The organism is Luteibacter sp. P4_D7_3, from assembly GCF_056401735.1.
In genome coordinates this window covers 1-14,938 of record NZ_JBFUIT010000073.1, presented here as the reverse complement: position 1 = coordinate 14,938, position 14,938 = coordinate 1, and the positions used below count along the sequence as shown (strand labels likewise).

At 65.8% G+C, this 14,938-nt stretch carries 16 protein-coding genes and 1 pseudogene; all 17 read left to right on the top strand.

Features of this window, described 5'->3' with window-relative positions; genetic code table 11:
* Positions 1-126 precede the first annotated feature (126 nt).
* Complete coding sequence (locus tag AC1DSN_RS09240) at positions 127-654, top strand: MarR family transcriptional regulator (RefSeq protein WP_477295338.1); 528 nt, start codon at positions 127-129, stop codon at positions 652-654.
* A complete protein-coding gene (locus AC1DSN_RS09235; protein ID WP_477295336.1) occupies positions 651-2,111 on the top strand; it encodes an efflux transporter outer membrane subunit in 1,461 nt (486 codons plus the stop codon). Before AC1DSN_RS09240 ends, AC1DSN_RS09235 begins: the two co-directional genes overlap by 4 nt.
* Positions 2,108-3,307: an EmrA/EmrK family multidrug efflux transporter periplasmic adaptor subunit gene (locus tag AC1DSN_RS09230; protein WP_477330406.1), complete on the top strand. Its 1,200-nt coding sequence runs from the start codon at positions 2,108-2,110 to the stop codon at positions 3,305-3,307. The genes AC1DSN_RS09235 and AC1DSN_RS09230 overlap by 4 nt, the downstream gene beginning before the upstream one ends.
* A complete protein-coding gene (locus AC1DSN_RS09225; RefSeq protein ID WP_213947691.1) occupies positions 3,304-4,872 on the top strand; it encodes a DHA2 family efflux MFS transporter permease subunit in 1,569 nt (522 codons plus the stop codon). The genes AC1DSN_RS09230 and AC1DSN_RS09225 overlap by 4 nt, the downstream gene beginning before the upstream one ends.
* Before the next feature lie 107 nt (positions 4,873-4,979).
* Positions 4,980-5,483, top strand: coding sequence for a polyhydroxyalkanoate synthesis repressor PhaR (gene phaR, locus AC1DSN_RS09220; protein WP_046966621.1), 504 nt, complete (start codon positions 4,980-4,982; stop codon positions 5,481-5,483).
* Positions 5,484-5,573: 90 nt separating this feature from the next.
* A complete protein-coding gene (locus AC1DSN_RS09215; protein ID WP_477330404.1) occupies positions 5,574-6,953 on the top strand; it encodes an FAD-dependent oxidoreductase in 1,380 nt (459 codons plus the stop codon).
* A gap of 58 nt (positions 6,954-7,011) precedes the next feature.
* Complete coding sequence (ccmA, locus tag AC1DSN_RS09210; protein WP_477330402.1) at positions 7,012-7,647, top strand: heme ABC exporter ATP-binding protein CcmA; 636 nt, start codon at positions 7,012-7,014, stop codon at positions 7,645-7,647.
* Entirely contained in the window at positions 7,644-8,330 is a 687-nt protein-coding gene (ccmB, locus tag AC1DSN_RS09205) for a heme exporter protein CcmB (RefSeq protein WP_345777458.1), read from the top strand. The genes ccmA and ccmB overlap by 4 nt, the downstream gene beginning before the upstream one ends.
* A 66-nt stretch (positions 8,331-8,396) precedes the next feature.
* Positions 8,397-9,164 (top strand): heme ABC transporter permease, encoded by a 768-nt coding sequence (locus AC1DSN_RS09200; protein WP_063572445.1) that lies wholly within the window; start codon positions 8,397-8,399, stop codon positions 9,162-9,164.
* Complete coding sequence (gene ccmD / locus AC1DSN_RS09195; protein ID WP_063572446.1) at positions 9,161-9,361, top strand: heme exporter protein CcmD; 201 nt, start codon at positions 9,161-9,163, stop codon at positions 9,359-9,361. Before AC1DSN_RS09200 ends, ccmD begins: the two co-directional genes overlap by 4 nt.
* Positions 9,345-9,812, top strand: a complete 468-nt coding sequence (ccmE, locus tag AC1DSN_RS09190; protein WP_213947693.1) for a cytochrome c maturation protein CcmE — start codon at positions 9,345-9,347, stop codon at positions 9,810-9,812. The genes ccmD and ccmE overlap by 17 nt, the downstream gene beginning before the upstream one ends.
* Positions 9,809-11,791: a heme lyase CcmF/NrfE family subunit gene (locus AC1DSN_RS09185; RefSeq protein WP_477296661.1), complete on the top strand. Its 1,983-nt coding sequence runs from the start codon at positions 9,809-9,811 to the stop codon at positions 11,789-11,791. The genes ccmE and AC1DSN_RS09185 overlap by 4 nt, the downstream gene beginning before the upstream one ends.
* Positions 11,788-12,330 (top strand): DsbE family thiol:disulfide interchange protein, encoded by a 543-nt coding sequence (locus AC1DSN_RS09180; RefSeq protein WP_063572449.1) that lies wholly within the window; start codon positions 11,788-11,790, stop codon positions 12,328-12,330. The genes AC1DSN_RS09185 and AC1DSN_RS09180 overlap by 4 nt, the downstream gene beginning before the upstream one ends.
* A complete protein-coding gene (locus tag AC1DSN_RS09175) occupies positions 12,327-12,770 on the top strand; it encodes a cytochrome c-type biogenesis protein (RefSeq protein ID WP_477296658.1) in 444 nt (147 codons plus the stop codon). Before AC1DSN_RS09180 ends, AC1DSN_RS09175 begins: the two co-directional genes overlap by 4 nt.
* The gene (locus tag AC1DSN_RS09170; RefSeq protein ID WP_157504086.1) at positions 12,767-13,456 is read left to right on the top strand and encodes a tetratricopeptide repeat protein; all 690 of its coding nucleotides are present in this window, start codon (positions 12,767-12,769) and stop codon (positions 13,454-13,456) included. Before AC1DSN_RS09175 ends, AC1DSN_RS09170 begins: the two co-directional genes overlap by 4 nt.
* A gap of 11 nt (positions 13,457-13,467) precedes the next feature.
* Complete coding sequence (gene metX / locus AC1DSN_RS09165) at positions 13,468-14,571, top strand: homoserine O-acetyltransferase MetX (RefSeq protein ID WP_477330399.1); 1,104 nt, start codon at positions 13,468-13,470, stop codon at positions 14,569-14,571.
* A gap of 152 nt (positions 14,572-14,723) precedes the next feature.
* Positions 14,724-14,938, top strand: a pseudogene (locus AC1DSN_RS09160) (cysteine dioxygenase family protein); the annotation flags it as partial.

The window sequence follows — 14,938 nt, the reverse complement described above, 5'->3', positions numbered from 1 at the left end:
CGCGAGCACCCGTTCGCCGATGAATCGGCTCCTACAGTGGTGCTGCGCCCTTCTGCACGGCACATTGCGCATCGGCCGACATACTTGCTAGCCTAATAGTTCACCAGCGAACTATTTGCCAGCGAAATGTCCAGCCTCAAACCTTGCGTGGATGCCCTCTATGAGGGTGTGGATCGCGTCGCACAAAGCATCCCCGGCCTGCCGAAGTCGGAAGTCCTCCTCGTCCGGCTGCTCATGCTCACGGCGGGAGCCCTGTTGCGCGAGTTCGAAAACAAGCTCAAGCCGTATGGCATGAACGACAGCGACTTCCGCACGCTGATGATGCTTTACAGCAGCGAAGACGGCAGTGCGACACCGGGCGAACTCTGCGCGCTGGCCGAGCAGAAGCCGACCAACATGACCCGGATCGCCAACGCGCTCGCCAAGAAGGCCCTGATCTCGCGGTCGCATGCCACCCATGACCGTCGTCAGGTGCTGCTCCGGATCACCCCGGCAGGCCGTCGTTTCGTCAACAAGATGCTCCCACCGATGTTCCCTCCTCTCATGGAGAACTTCGCCTGTTTCAGTTCCACCGAGCGCAAGACCTTCGAGAAACTCCTGAAGAAGCTCGCCTTGCATATCGACCCGAAGGTCGACACGGACGACACGCCATGACACCTGCCCTGCTCCGTCCCGCGCTACTCGCCGCCGCGGTCACCACCTTGCTCGCCGCCTGCCACATCCCCGCGAAGATCGACCGGCCTGCCCTGCGCGATGACGTGCCGCTTGCCGGACTCGTTACGGACCAGCGCCCGGGCTGGCCGGCCGCCGAATGGTGGCGCGCCTATGGCGACCCGCAGCTCGACACCCTGATGGACATGGCGTTGCGCGGCGCTCCCGATCTCGCCCAGGCGAAGACGCGCGTCGACTCGGCGCAGCAGAACATCCGCGTCGCCGCGGCGCAGGCCGGTCTTCGCGTCGACGGCAGCGCGCAGGTAGCCCGTCAGCGGATGAGCGAGCATGGGTTGATCCCCGCCCAGTTCCTTGGTTTCACCTGGTACAACCAGGCCGACATCGGCGTGCAGGTCAGCTACGACTTCGACTGGTGGGGCAAGAAGCGCTTCACGCTTGAATCCGCGATCGATAGCGCACGCGCCGCAGAAGCGGAGCGTTCAGCCTCCTCGCTCGCCATCCAGGCAGTGGTCGCCGACACCTACTTTGGCTGGCTTGCCGATATGTCGCGCGTGGCCATTGCCGACCGCCTTGTCGCCGTGCGCGAGCGTGCGCTGCGAATCGCCGAGTTGCGCGTGAAGCAGGGCGTGGACGTTCCTGACACCGCCCAGCAGGCTCGCGCCGAACTGGCCAGCGCTCGCCAGCAGCGTGTCGCCTTGCAGGGATCCGCGGATATCCGCCGCGCCTCGCTGGCTACGCTCGTCGGTGTCACCCCCGCGCAGTTGCCTCCTCTCGCCCCACGCCCCCTGCCGGATGTCGGCGGCGGCCTCCCGGCGAACGTCGGCACCGACCTGATGGCACGCCGTCCCGATATCGCGGCCAGCCGCTGGCAGGTCGAAGCAGCGCTGCGACAGACGGATGCGGCACGCGCCCAGTTCTTCCCGGATGTGAGCCTGAGCGGTATGGCCGGCCTGTCCAGCATCGACATGGACAAGATCTTCTCACCCAGCAGCCGTGTGTTTTCGTTGACGCCGGCGCTGCACCTGCCGATCTTCGAAGGCGGCGCCCTCGAGGCCAACCACGGCGTCAGCCAGGCACAACTCGGTGCCGCCGTGGCCCAGTACAACGCGACCGTGGCCTCCGCTGCACGTGACGTCGCCACGCAGGCCCTGGGCGCGCAACAGCTTGCCGCGCGTCGCACGCAACAGAACGAACAGATCGACTCGGTCAAGACATTGCTCGCCAGCGCGAAAGCCCGTGCGGCCCGCGGCATCCGCGACGATCGCGAGTCCCTGGAAACCGAAGCCTCGCTCGCCCAACAGCTGGACGCCGACGCCGACCTGCAGGGACAGGCCCTGTCCACCGATGTCGCGCTGATCAAATCACTCGGCGGCGGCTATCGCGCAGAAACCACCGATTCCCCCTCCACGCACAGCACGAACGGAACCCAGACCCCATGAGCGCCACCACGACCGACACGCCGCGCACGCAGGAAGAAAGCGGCAACGCGCCGAAGGACAAGCGCAAGCGGAATCGCGCGCTGCTCATCGCCGCGCTCCTGTTCGGCTTCGCCGCCCTTGCGTGGTTCCTGCTCTGGCTGTTCGTGTTTTCCAAGCGCGAAACCACCGACGACGCTTATGTCGGCGGCAACCAGGTCGGTATCTCGGCCCAGGTGCCGGGCATCGTCGTGGGTGTCTTCGCCGATGACACCCAGCGCGTGAATGCTGGCCAGGTACTGGTGAAGCTCGATCCGACGGACGGCGATGTCGCCCTGCGCAAAGCGAGCAGCGCCCTGGCCCAGGCCGTGCGCCAGGTGCGCCAGCAGACGCAGTCCGCCGCCAGTGCCGATGCCGCGCTCGGCACGCGTCGCCAGGACCTGAAGCGCGCGCAGGACGATCTCAGGCGGCGCATCCCCCTGCTTGCCGAGAAGGCCGTGGCGCCGGAAGAAGTGCAGCATGCACGCGATGCGGTGGACACCGCGCAGTCCGCGCTCGAGTCCGCGCAGCGCCAGGCCGATGCTTCGCGCGCCCTGGTCGACGGCAGCGATGTCGAGACCAATCCCGCCGTGGAACAGGCACGTGCCGGCTTCCGCCAGGCCTGGATCGCGGCGCAACGCAACGCCATCGTCGCACCCATCGATGGCTACGTGGCGCTGCGCAGCGTGCAGGTCGGCAACAGCGTGCAGCCCGGTCAGCAACTGATGACCGTGGTACCCCTCCACGACCTCTGGGTCGATGCCAACTTCAAGGAAAGCCAGCTGCGCCACGTGCGCATCGGCCAGCCTGCGAAGATCGAAGCCGACATCTACGGCGGCGGCACCGAATACCACGGCAAGGTGATCGGCCTGGGTGCTGGCACGGGCAGCGCGTTCTCGCTGCTTCCCGCGCAGAACGCGACCGGCAACTGGATCAAGGTCGTGCAGCGCATCCCGGTGCGCATCGCACTGGACCCGAAGGATCTCGACAAGCATCCGCTGCGTATCGGCCTGTCCACGGATGTCACGGTCGACATCACCGACGACAAGGGCGACGTGCTCGCGCAGTCACCTTCGACGACACCTGTCGCGCAGACCAGCGTCTATGACGATGTCGCCGCCAAGGCCGATGCTGCCGCCGACGCCATCGTGCGCAAGAACCTGGGAGCGAGCGTGCCTTGAGCGACGCCGCCGCCATCCCCGCCGCCGCGCCCGCGAGCGGCCCCAAGCCGATCCAGGGCGCGACCCTGGCCGTGCTGACGATCGCCGTCGCGTTCTCCACTTTCATGGAGATCCTCGACACGACGATCGTCAATGTGGCCGTGCCGCATATCGCCGGCAGCCTCGGCGTGAGCTCGAGCGAGGGCACCTGGGCAATCAGCTCCTACTCCCTCGCCAGCGCGATCATGCAGCCGCTGACGGGATGGTTGGCCAAGCGCTTTGGCGAAGTGAAGACCTTCGTCTTCTCGGTCATGCTTTTCGTGCTGTTCTCGATGCTCTGCGGCCTCGCGTCCAGCATGCCGATGCTGGTGCTCTTCCGCCTGCTGCAGGGCGCGGGCTCCGGCCCGATGGTGGCGCTGTCACTCTCCCTGCTGCTGTCCAGTTATCCGAAGACCAAACAGGGCATGGCCCTGGCCATGTGGGCGATGACGGTCGTGGTGGCTCCGATCTTCGGCCCCATCCTCGGTGGGTACCTCACGGACAACTTCTCGTGGCCGTGGATCTTCTACATCAACGTGCCCGTGGGCGCCCTCGCCGGCGTGATCACCTGGACGATCCTGCGCGACCGCGAGACGAAGATCATGCGGGCGCCGATCGACACGGTGGGACTGGCGTTGCTCGTGATCGGCGTCGGCTCGCTGCAGTTCATGCTCGACAACGGCAACGACCACGACTGGTTCGCCTCGCCGCTCATCGTCACGCTGGGGCTGATCGCACTCGTCGCACTGGTCTTCCTGGTGATCTGGGAGCTCACCGCGAAGCATCCGGTGGTCGACCTGTCGCTGTTCGGGCGGCGCAACTTCGCGGTGGGCGTGACTGCCCTGTCGCTAGGCATGCTCGCCTTCTTCGGCATCAACGTGGTGTTTCCGCTGTGGCTGCAGACCACGCTGGGCTATACCTCGACCTGGGCCGGCCTTGCCACGGCGCCGGTGGGTATCCTCGCCTTCATCGTCTCGCCCTTCATCGGCAAGAACATCCAGCGCCTGGAGTTGCGCGCGGTGGTGACGTTCGCCTTCATGGTGTTCGCCTTCACCTCGTTCTGGTTCGCCGGCTTCAACAGCGGGGCCTCGTTCGCCGCGCTGGTGCTACCCCGCTTCATCATGGGCATCGCCATCGCCTGCTTCTTCATCCCGCTGAACCAGATCTTCCTGTCCGGCCTCAATCCGGACCAGATCGCCGGCGCCTCGGGACTGTCGAACTTCTTCCGGACGTTGGCGTCCAGCGTGTCCACCGCGCTGACCGTGACGCTCTGGACCCACCGGGGCGAGTCTCACCACGCCTCGCTCACCCAGTACGTGACCCAGGCCTCGCCGGCCACGGCGGCCTATACGAACCAGCTGGCCACGCTGGGCATCCAGGGCAAGCCGTCGCTGGCGGTGATCGACCAGATCCTCAACCGCGAAGCCCTGACCCTGGCCGTCAACGACGTGTTCTTCGGCTGTGCCATCCTGTTCCTGGCGCTGATTCCGATTCTTTGGCTTGCCAAACCGCCCTTTGGAAATGCCGGCGGTGCCGCGGCGCATTAAATTGCCGTTACCTGAATCGATTGAAAGACGGAATGTGAAATCCGAAAACGATTACACCCCCTTTCGACAACTGGTGCGGCGCAATACCTCGTGGTAGCTTTCGCCGCATGGCACAAACCCTACGCATCATTAAGAAGTATCCGAACCGGCGTCTCTACGACACGGAGATCTCGAGCTATATCACGCTGGAGGAAGTCCGCCAGCTGGTACTCGATGGGGAGAACTTCGAAGTCCGCGACGCCAAGTCGGGCGAGGATCTGACGCGCTCCGTCCTCCTGCAGATCATCGCGGAGCACGAAGAGCACGGTCAGCCGATGCTCTCCCCGCAGCTGCTGTCGCACATCATCCGCTTCTACGGCGACTCGCTGCAGGGCTTCATGGGGCCGTATCTGGAGCGCAGCCTGCAGGTATTCCTCGATCAGCAGCAGCAGTTCCGCACCCAGCTGAACAGCCTGATGGGCCAGACGCCCTGGTCGATGCTCAACGAGATGACCGAGCGCAACCTCGACGTATGGAAGTCGATGCAGCGTGGCTTCCTCGATGCGGCCACGGCAAAGCCGGCTGAACCTGTCACGCGGACCACCCGCCCGACGGGCAAAAAAGCCAGCTAATCCTGACGCTGCGCCGCGGGCTTGCTCCCAGCGGCGCTGCGGCGCACGATGCGCTGCCCTGCAATATCGCGCCCCCGAATCAGGCCGCCCATGCCCCGTAACGACATCGCCGTGGTCGGCGCCGGATTGGTCGGCGCCCTGGTTGCCACTTTGCTTACCCAGCGCGGCTTTCGCGTCACGGTGTTCGAAAAGCGCGCGGATCCACGCCGCGCCGGATTCCAGGGTGGCCGATCGATCAACCTGGCCCTGGCCGAACGCGGCTTGCACGCCCTTCGTGCCACCGGCCTGGCCGACAAGGTGCTTGAGCAGGCCGTGATGATGCGCGGCCGCATGGTCCATGACCCGGCCGGCCACAGCGGCCTGCAGCGCTACGGCGTGGACGACTCCGAGGTGATCTGGTCGGTCTCCCGGGGCGGTCTCAACACCCTGATGCTCGACGCCGCCGAAGCGGCCGGTGCCACAGTCCATTTCGACCAGGGCCTGGCCTCGGCCGACCTCGACGCAGGCACGCTTACCCTGGCCGACACCCACGGCAACCTTCGCACCGTCGGGGCACCCGTGGTGATCGGCGCCGACGGTGCGGGTTCCGCACTGCGCGCGGCCATGCACCTGCACTCGCCGCTCGGCGAGCGCATCGAGGAACTCGGTCACGGCTACAAGGAACTGGAAATTCCGCCACGGGCGGACGCCTCCGGTCCCTTCGCGATCGAGCGCAACGCCCTGCATATCTGGCCGCGCGGGCATTACATGTGCATCGCCCTGCCGAATCGCGAAGGCAGCTTCACCGTCACGCTGTTCCTGCCGAACGAGGGTGAGCACCCAAGCTTCCGAACCATCGCGGGCGCCGGCGCCGCCGAGGCCTTCTTCCGCACCGACTTCCCCGACGCGCTGGCCCTCATGCCGGAGTTCGCCACCGACTGGGCGGCCCATCCGGTCGGCACCCTCGCCACCCTCTATCTCGACCGCTGGCACATCGGCGGCCGTGCACTACTCATCGGTGACGCAGCGCATGCCATGGTGCCGTTCCACGGCCAGGGCATGAATTGCGGCTTCGAAGATGCGGCGGACCTCGCCGACCTGTTTGCCGCGCAGCCGGACAATGCCGCCGCCGTGTTCGCTGCGTTCGAGCAGCGTCGCAAACCGAATGCGGATGCGATCGCACGCATGGCGCTGGAGAATTACGTGGAGATGCGCGACTCCGTCGCGGACCCGCATTATCTGCGCAAGCGCGAACTGGGCAGCCTCCTTGCCGAGCGCTCGCCCACGCATTACCTGCCGCGGTATCGCATGGTGACGTTTACCCACCTGCCGTATCGCTATGCGCTGGAGCGCGGGCAGGCACAGGATGTGCTGGTGGAGCAGCTTCTGAAGGGGCATGAGTCGGTGGGCGATGTCGATCTCGATGCGGCGGTGCGAACCCTGGAAGCCACCTTGCCGCCATTGCCGAAGCAGGCGTTCGAGCGAGGCTGAGTCGCGAGCACCCATCGCCGATGAATCGGCTCCTACACAGAGCACAGAGCGAAACCGAATGACCTCTCCGCCCGACCATACCGCTCTGCTGGAAGCACGTGCCTTGTGCTTCCTGCGCCAGGACGAGCCGGTGTTCGGGCCGATCGACTTCGCGCTGCATGGCGGTGAGATCGCACTGGTCGAAGGCGATAACGGCAGCGGCAAGACGACGCTGATGCGCGTGCTCACGGGCATGCTGCGTCCGGGCGAAGGCGAAGTCCTCCTCGACGGCGCACCGTTCTCGCTCGATACCGTCGCCGGTGCCGTGGTTTTCCTCGGTCATCATCTGGGCCTGAAGTTCGACATGACGCCACGCGAAAACCTGCGGCTCGCGGCCGGCCTGTACGGTCTGCGCAGCGGCACCGATGAGAACGCCGTGCTGCGCGAGGTCGGTCTGGCCGGTTACGAAGACGAACCGGTGCGCCAGCTTTCCGCCGGACAGAAGAAWCGTGCCGCCCTGGCCCGTCTCCTTCTGCTGCCGGCCCGCGTGTGGTTGCTGGACGAGCCCTATGCCAATCTGGACCGCGACGGCATCGCCCTGGTCAATCGCTTGCTCGACCAGCATGCCGCACGCGGTGGCGCCGCACTGGTGACCAGCCATGGCGCGGTCAGCTTCGCCGGCGGTGAGCCGCGCCGTATCCGGTTGCACGCGTGACGCCGGGCAGCACACCCGCGGCCTGTGCCGCCCTGTTGCGACGTGACCTCACGCTAGCGTGGCGGCGTCGCGGCGATATCGCCATGCCGGTGCTCTACGCGGTCATCGTGACCACGCTTTTCCCTTTTGCCATCGGCCCTGAGCCGGCACTGCTGGCACGCATCGCCGGAGGCGTGGTCTTCGTCATCGTGCTGCTGGCCATCCTGCTCTCGCTGGACCACCTGTTCCGCGGCGACATCGAGGATGGCTCGATGGAGCTGTTGATGCTGGCGCCCCAGCCGTTGGCCCTGCTGGTGGCCATGAAGATCCTAGCGCACTGGATTACCTCATCCCTGCCCCTGATCGTCGTCGCGCCGGTACTGGCCAGCATGCTGAAGCTTCCGCCGGAAGCCATGCCGGTGCTGGTCATCGCGCTGCTCCTGTCCACGCCGTTGCTCTGCCTGCTGGGCGCGGTACTGGTCGCCCTGACGGCCGGGTCCAGACGCTCTGGTATGCTTCTGGCGCTCATGTTGTTGCCGTTGTGCGTGCCGGTCGTGATCTTCGCCGCCGGGGCTCTGGCAGCCGCGCAGGAAGGCTTGCCCTGGGTTGCGCCGATCGCCTGGCTAGGCGCAGGCCTCGCCATGGCGCTCGTTCTTGCGCCGCTGGCTTGCGCCGCCGCGCTTCGCATCGCCATGGATACATGAACGCACGCAACCGTGAGGGTCAAATCGCGGACTCACGGTGTCCGAACGCATGGGTAACAGGTAACGATGGCTAACTGGGTTCCCCTCTGGCTCCACCGCCTCGGCTCGCCGCCGGTGTTCTACCGGTTCGCCGGTGCCGTGCGCCCGTGGGCGTTCGGCCTGGCGCTGCTGTTGGGCGCCGTCGCGCTTTACGGTGGCCTCGTGGTCGCACCGGCGGATTACCAGCAGGGCGACGCCTATAGGATCATCTTCATCCACGTGCCCAGTGCCTGGATGAGCCTGTTCATCTACGGCGTTATGGCTGTCGCCGCCTTCATCGGGCTGGTCTGGCGGATCAAGATCGCCGAGGTGGTGGCGATGGAATCCGCACCGGTCGGCGCCGCATTCACCCTGATCACGCTGGTGACCGGTTCGCTCTGGGGCAAGCCCATGTGGGGTACCTGGTGGACCTGGGACGCCAGGCTCACCTCCGAACTGGTGCTGCTCTTCATCTACCTGGGCATCGTCGGGCTATATCACTCGTTCGAAGACCGCCGCCAGGGCGCGCGTGCCGCGGCCTTCCTGGTGCTCGTTGGCGCCGTGAACGTGCCTATCGTGCATTTCTCGGTGAACTGGTGGAACACGCTGCACCAGGGCTCGACGATCCGCCTGCTCGGCCCGTCCCATATCGAGGCGAGCATGCTCTGGCCCCTGCTCACCATGATGCTGGCGACCAAGTGCTATTACATCGCCAGCCTGTTCGCACGCGTGCGTGCCGACCTCATCGCTTCCGAAGGTGGCAAGGCCTGGGTGCGCGACATCGCGCTCGGCCAGCCTGGGAACGACCCCGCATGAGCCAGTTCCTCGCCATGGGCGGTTACGGTTCGTACGTGTGGACGTCGTTCGCCGCCTTCTTCATCGTCCTTCTCATCGATACGCTGGCTCCTTTAGCCCGGCGCCGCCGCAACCTGCGCGAACTTCGCGCGCGGCTCGCGCGCCAGGAAAACCGCCGCCGGCCCGGAACCCCGCCAAGCAATGAATCCAACGCGTAAACGTCGTCTCGCCATCGTCCTCTCCGTCGTCGCCGCCGCTGTCGTTGCGATCGGTCTCACTGTGTTCGCGCTGCAGCGAAACATGAGCTACCTGTTCACCCCGAGCCAGGTGCAGGAAGGCCAGGCCACGCAGTACAAGAGCTTCCGTCTCGGCGGCATGGTCAAGGCCGGTTCCATCCAGCGCGCGACCAGCACGCTGCGCGTGAGTTTCATCGTCATCGACGCCGACGGCGCCATGCCCGTGGAGTACACCGGCATCCTTCCCGACCTGTTCCGCGACAACCAGTCCGTGATCGCTACCGGCCGCATGGATGGCGCGCGGTTCATCGCCAGCGAAGTCCTTGCCAAGCATGACGAGAACTACATGCCGAAGGAGCTCAAGGACGCCATGGCCAAGGCCCACCAGAACAAGAAGATCGACGACACCGCGATGAAGGACACGCCCAAGTGATTCCCGAGCTCGGCCAGTTCGCCCTTGTCCTCGCGCTCCTTCTTGCGATCGCGCAGGGCGTGCTGCCGATCGTCGGCGCCTGGCGCAACAACGCCGCCCTGATCGCCGTGGCGCGACCGGCCGCCGCCGGTCAGGGCGTCTTCGTCTTCGCCGCCATGGCCGTCCTGATCTACGCCTTCCTGACTTACGATTTCTCGGTGGCCTATGTCGCCGACAACTCGAACCTGGCGTTGCCCTGGTACTACCGCGTTACCGCGGTATGGGGCGCACACGAGGGGTCGATGCTGCTGTGGGTGTTCATCCTCAACGTCTGGTCGGTGGCCCTGGCCGCTTTCAGCCGCCACCTGCCGCCCGCCTTCGTGGCCCGCGTCCTCGGCGTGCTCGGCCTGATCGGCGTCGGCTTCCTCGCCTTCATCCTGTTCACGTCCAATCCCTTCCTGCGCGAACTGCCGATGCCTGCCGATGGCGGCGATCTCAATCCGGTGTTGCAGGATCCGGGCATGACCTTCCACCCGCCCGTGCTCTACATGGGTTACGTGGGTTTCTCGGTGGCCTTCGCTTTCTCGATCGCCGCCTTGCTCGGCGGCGGCATGGAGCAGGCCTGGGTGCGCTGGGCGCGTCCGTGGACCAACATCGCCTGGGCATTCCTGACCCTCGGCATCGTCGCCGGCAGCTGGTGGGCGTATGCCGAGCTGGGCTGGGGTGGCTGGTGGTTCTGGGATCCGGTGGAGAACGCCTCGTTCATGCCCTGGCTGGTCGGCGTCGCGCTGATCCACGCGCAGGCCGTGACGGAAAAACGCGGTTCGCTGCCGGCGTGGACCATCCTGCTTTCGCTGTTCGCGTTCTCGCTGTCGCTGCTGGGCACCTTCCTGGTTCGCTCGGGCGTGCTGACCTCGGTGCATGCTTTCGCTTCCGATCCGCGCCGCGGCCTCTACATCCTCGCCTTCCTGATCATCGTCATCGGCGGCTCGCTCCTGCTCTACGCGATCCGCGCGCCGAAGGTCGCTACCGGCAAGGCCTTCGCCCCGCTGTCGCGTGAGACAGGGATCATGGTCGCGAACCTGCTCTTCACCACGGCCGCCGCCATGGTGTTGTTAGGTACACTGTTTCCCCTGATCGGTGACGCGCTCAACCTCGGTCGGGTCTCCGTCGGACCGCCTTACTTCGGCTTCCTGTTCGTGCTGCTGATGGCGCCGGCGGTACTTCTGCTTCCGTTCGGACCCTACCTGCGCTGGGGCCGCGCCGAAGGCAGCCAGCTGACCACGATGGCCCTGCGTGCGGGCATCGCCGCGGTGATCTGCGCCATCGCCGCCGCCTTCTTCGCCCAGGGCCACCTGCGTGCCATCGCCGGCATCGGTGGTGCGGTGTGGGTCGGCGCAGGCACCTTGTCCTATGTCATCAAGCGTTGGCGTGAGATGCCACGTGGTCGCCGTTTCCCAGCCGAGATGGCGGGTATGTTGCTGGCCCACACCGGCGTCGCGATCTTCCTGATCGGCGTGATGCTTTCGGAATCGTTGAGTGTCGAGCGAGACGTTCGCCTCGAACCTGGCCAGACCGAGTCGGTGGGCGGTTACGACTTCCGTTTCGACGGCGTCGAGGAGACCACGGGCCCGAACTGGCGTGCCGATGAAGGCATCGTCGCCATCCTGCGCGACGGCAAGACACTGGCAACGATGCACCCGCAGAAGCGCACGTATTCGCGCGGCCAGGTGCAGACCGAATCCGCGATCGATGCCGGCCTGTTCCGGGACATCTACGTCGCCCTGGGCGAGCCGATGGAGGCGACGAACGTCAAGGGCGCATGGGCCTTGCGCCTGTATCACAAGCCCTTTGTTCGCTGGATCTGGCTGGGTGGTCTCTTCATGATGGCAGGCGGTTTCGTTGCCGCTGCGGAGCGTCGCTTCCGTGCCAAGCGAGCTCCCTCTCCCGCTGCAGCAACGACCATCGTGACGCCGCCGACAAAGGCATCGCTCGCATGACCCGCCTGTTGCCCTTGTTCGGTTTCCTCGTGCTCGTCGGCCTGTTCGGCTTCGGCATCTGGTGGAACACCCAACACGACCAGCACGAGATCGTGTCGCCGCTGATCAACAAGCCGGCGCCCGCCTTCGCCCTGCCCGTCCTCGATGAGGCGAGCCGCACCGTTACCAAGGCCTCGCTGCTGGGCAAGCCGTACTTCCTCAACGTGTTCGCCAGCTGGTGCATCGAGTGCGTGCATGAGCACCCGCTGCTGATGACCGAAATGAAGCAGCTCGGCCTGCCCCTGGTTGGCTTCAACTACAAGGACGACCCGAACGAGGCCACGGCCTGGCTGGCCGAACACGGCAATCCGTTCGACGTGATCGCTGTCGATCGTGAAGGTCGCAGCGGCATCGACTTCGGCGTGTATGCGGCACCCGAAACCTTTCTCATCGATGCGAAAGGTGTCATTCGCTACAAGCGCATCGGGCCGATAACGCCCGAGGTCATCGACAGGGAAATCCGTCCGGCACTCGCCGCGCTCGCGAAGGAAACCCCGTGATCCGCCGCGCGCTGCTCATCCTGGGCCTCTTCCTGCTGCCTGTGCTGTGTGCCGCCCAGGCGATCCAGCCGTTGCCATTTCGCGACCATGCGGAAGAAGTGCGCTTCCAGCACCTCAGCGCCGAACTGCGCTGCCCGATGTGCCAGAACGAAACGCTTGCCGATTCCAATGCGCCCATCGCGCACGATCTGCGGCGCCAGGTGTTCGAAATGATGCAGGCGGGCAAGAGCGACGACGAGATCAAGGCGTACCTCGTCGACCGCTATTCGCAGTTCGTCCTCTACAAACCACCGGTCGAACCGAGCACCTGGCTGCTCTGGTTCGGTCCGCTCGCGCTGCTTGCCATCGGTGGCATCGTCGTTGCGGTACAGGTGCGCCGCCGCGCGCGCCAGGCACCCGTCGATACGACGCCGATCAACGATACCGGGGACGATTGGTGACTTACGCGTTTTATCTCGCCGCCGGGGTCATGCTGGCCCTCGCGCTGGCCCTGCTTCTCGTTCCGATCGTTCGCCATGGCCGCCGCCATGGTCGCTCGCGCGGCGTCTTCGCATTGCTGATTGCGATCGCCGTGGTCGTGCCGCTGGCCAGCGTGGGCCTGTACGCCCTGGTCGGCACGCCGTCGACACTGGGCGGCGTCGAGCCCGCGAAGGAAATGGATGTCAACGAAGCGATCACCGCGCTGCGTGCGCGCCTGAAGGACCACCCGGAAGACGCCCAGGGCTGGCTCCTGCTCGGCCAGACGTACACGATGCTCAAGCAACCTGCCCAGGCACGCGACGCCTACGATGGCGCGCTCAAGGTCGACCCGACCAATGGTGCCGCCATGGTTGGCTGGGCCGAGGCCGACTCTCTGATGCGTGACGACCATCGCATCGAGGGGCGCGCACTCGACCTGCTCCAGGCGGCCGTGACCGCGAATCCGCAGAACCAGCGCGCGTTGTGGCTGCTCGGCATCAGCCAGTTCCAGCACGAGCGATACGCCGAGGCGTCAGCCACCTGGAAGACGCTGCAGCCGATGCTGGATCCGGATTCGAACGTCGCGCATGCCGTGGCCGAGCAGATCGCGCAGGCCGACAAGCGCGCCGCGACCCAAACCCGTGGCACCATGAGCGGCATCCATTGAAGGAAGTCCCCATGGGCGACGCCCGCCGCTACCACCCGCTTTCCTCGCCATTCCGCATGAAACGCGGCGGCGAACTGCATGGCGCACGCGTCGCGTACGAAACCTGGGGCACGCTGGACAGTGAGAGGGGCAACGCTGTCCTCATCCTTACCGGCCTCTCGCCCAGCGCGCACGCCGCGGCCAATGCCGAGGATCCGTCGGCGGGCTGGTGGGACGACATGATCGGCCCCGGCAAGGCCTTCGACACTGACCGCCATTTCGTCATCTGCGTGAACTCGCTTGGCAGCGACAAGGGCTCCACCTGCCCGGCGTCGAACGACCCGGCCACCGGCGAACCCTACCGCCTCAGCTTTCCCGAGTTGTCGCTGGAAGACGTCGCCAATGCGGCCCATGAAACGGTGAGCGGGCTCGGCATCACCGAACTGGCCTGCCTGGTCGGCTGTTCGATGGGTGGTATGAGTGCGCTGGCGTACATGCTGCTGCACCCGGGCTCGGCGCGCACCCATCTCAGCGTGGACACAGCACCCCAGGCCCAGCCTTTCGCCATCGCCATCCGCTCGCTGCAGCGCGAAGCGATCCGTCTGGACCCGCACTGGAACGAGGGCCGTTACGACGACGAGCGCTGGCCGGAACACGGCATGAGCATCGCCCGTAAGCTGGGTGTCATCACCTACCGGTCGGCGATGGAATGGAACGGCCGCTTCGCCCGCATTCGCCTGGAACCGGACCAGCGCGAGGAAAACGAACCGTTCGGTTTCGAGTTCCAGGTGGAGTCCTATCTCGAAGGCCATGCGCGACGTTTCAATCGCCAGTTCGACCCCAACAGCTACCTTTACCTCTCCCGCGCGAGCGATTGGTTCGATATTTCCGAATACGGCGACGGCGACGTCATGCGCGGCCTCGGCCGCATCCAGGTCGAACGCGCCATGGTCATCGGCGTCAGCACCGATATCCTGTTTCCCCTGGAGCAGCAGGAAACCATCGCCAAGGGCCTGGAGGCGGCCGGGGCAAAGGTCGAGTTCGTGGCTCTGGACTCCCCGCAAGGCCATGACGCCTTCCTGGTCGACATCGAAAACTACAGCCGGGCCATCGGCGGCTTCCTCCGCTCCCTGTAGGAGCCGATTCATCGGCGATGGGTGCTCGCGGCAACCCGACCCGCTGCCGCGGGATCGCCGATAAATCGGCTCCTACAGGAGCATGACCCGGCATTTGCTATTATCGGAACCTACCGGCGTCCCCGCGCCACCGCCATCCAGAGGTTCCAGCCATGATCACGGTCGACTTTCCGGGCAGCCGCAAGCTCATCGATGCCATCGATGCCTCGGTCGCCCAGGCGAGCACTCCGGCGATCACCGACGCCCTGCGCAACGCGCTGTGTCGACTGATCCGATCCGAAGAAGTGAAACTGCCCGAGTGCGTGTTCGAGATGGCCGGTGACCACTACGCCCGCCGCGAGCTCTACCGCAGCGACGACCATGGCTA

Excerpts from the sequence above, each read along its gene's own strand:
- AC1DSN_RS09180 (WP_063572449.1), top strand. The coding sequence starts at position 11,788 with ATGACCCGCCTGTTGCCCTTGTTCGGTTTCCTCGTGCTCGTCGGCCTG.
- AC1DSN_RS09215 (WP_477330404.1), top strand. The coding sequence starts at position 5,574 with ATGCCCCGTAACGACATCGCCGTGGTCGGCGCCGGATTGGTCGGCGCC.
- AC1DSN_RS09230 (WP_477330406.1), top strand. The coding sequence starts at position 2,108 with ATGAGCGCCACCACGACCGACACGCCGCGCACGCAGGAAGAAAGCGGC.
- AC1DSN_RS09240 (WP_477295338.1), top strand. The coding sequence starts at position 127 with ATGTCCAGCCTCAAACCTTGCGTGGATGCCCTCTATGAGGGTGTGGAT.
- AC1DSN_RS09235 (WP_477295336.1), top strand. The coding sequence starts at position 651 with ATGACACCTGCCCTGCTCCGTCCCGCGCTACTCGCCGCCGCGGTCACC.
- AC1DSN_RS09200 (WP_063572445.1), top strand. The coding sequence starts at position 8,397 with ATGGCTAACTGGGTTCCCCTCTGGCTCCACCGCCTCGGCTCGCCGCCG.
- ccmE (WP_213947693.1), top strand. The coding sequence starts at position 9,345 with ATGAATCCAACGCGTAAACGTCGTCTCGCCATCGTCCTCTCCGTCGTC.
- ccmD (WP_063572446.1), top strand. The coding sequence starts at position 9,161 with ATGAGCCAGTTCCTCGCCATGGGCGGTTACGGTTCGTACGTGTGGACG.
- metX (WP_477330399.1), top strand. The coding sequence starts at position 13,468 with ATGGGCGACGCCCGCCGCTACCACCCGCTTTCCTCGCCATTCCGCATG.
- phaR (WP_046966621.1), top strand. The coding sequence starts at position 4,980 with ATGGCACAAACCCTACGCATCATTAAGAAGTATCCGAACCGGCGTCTC.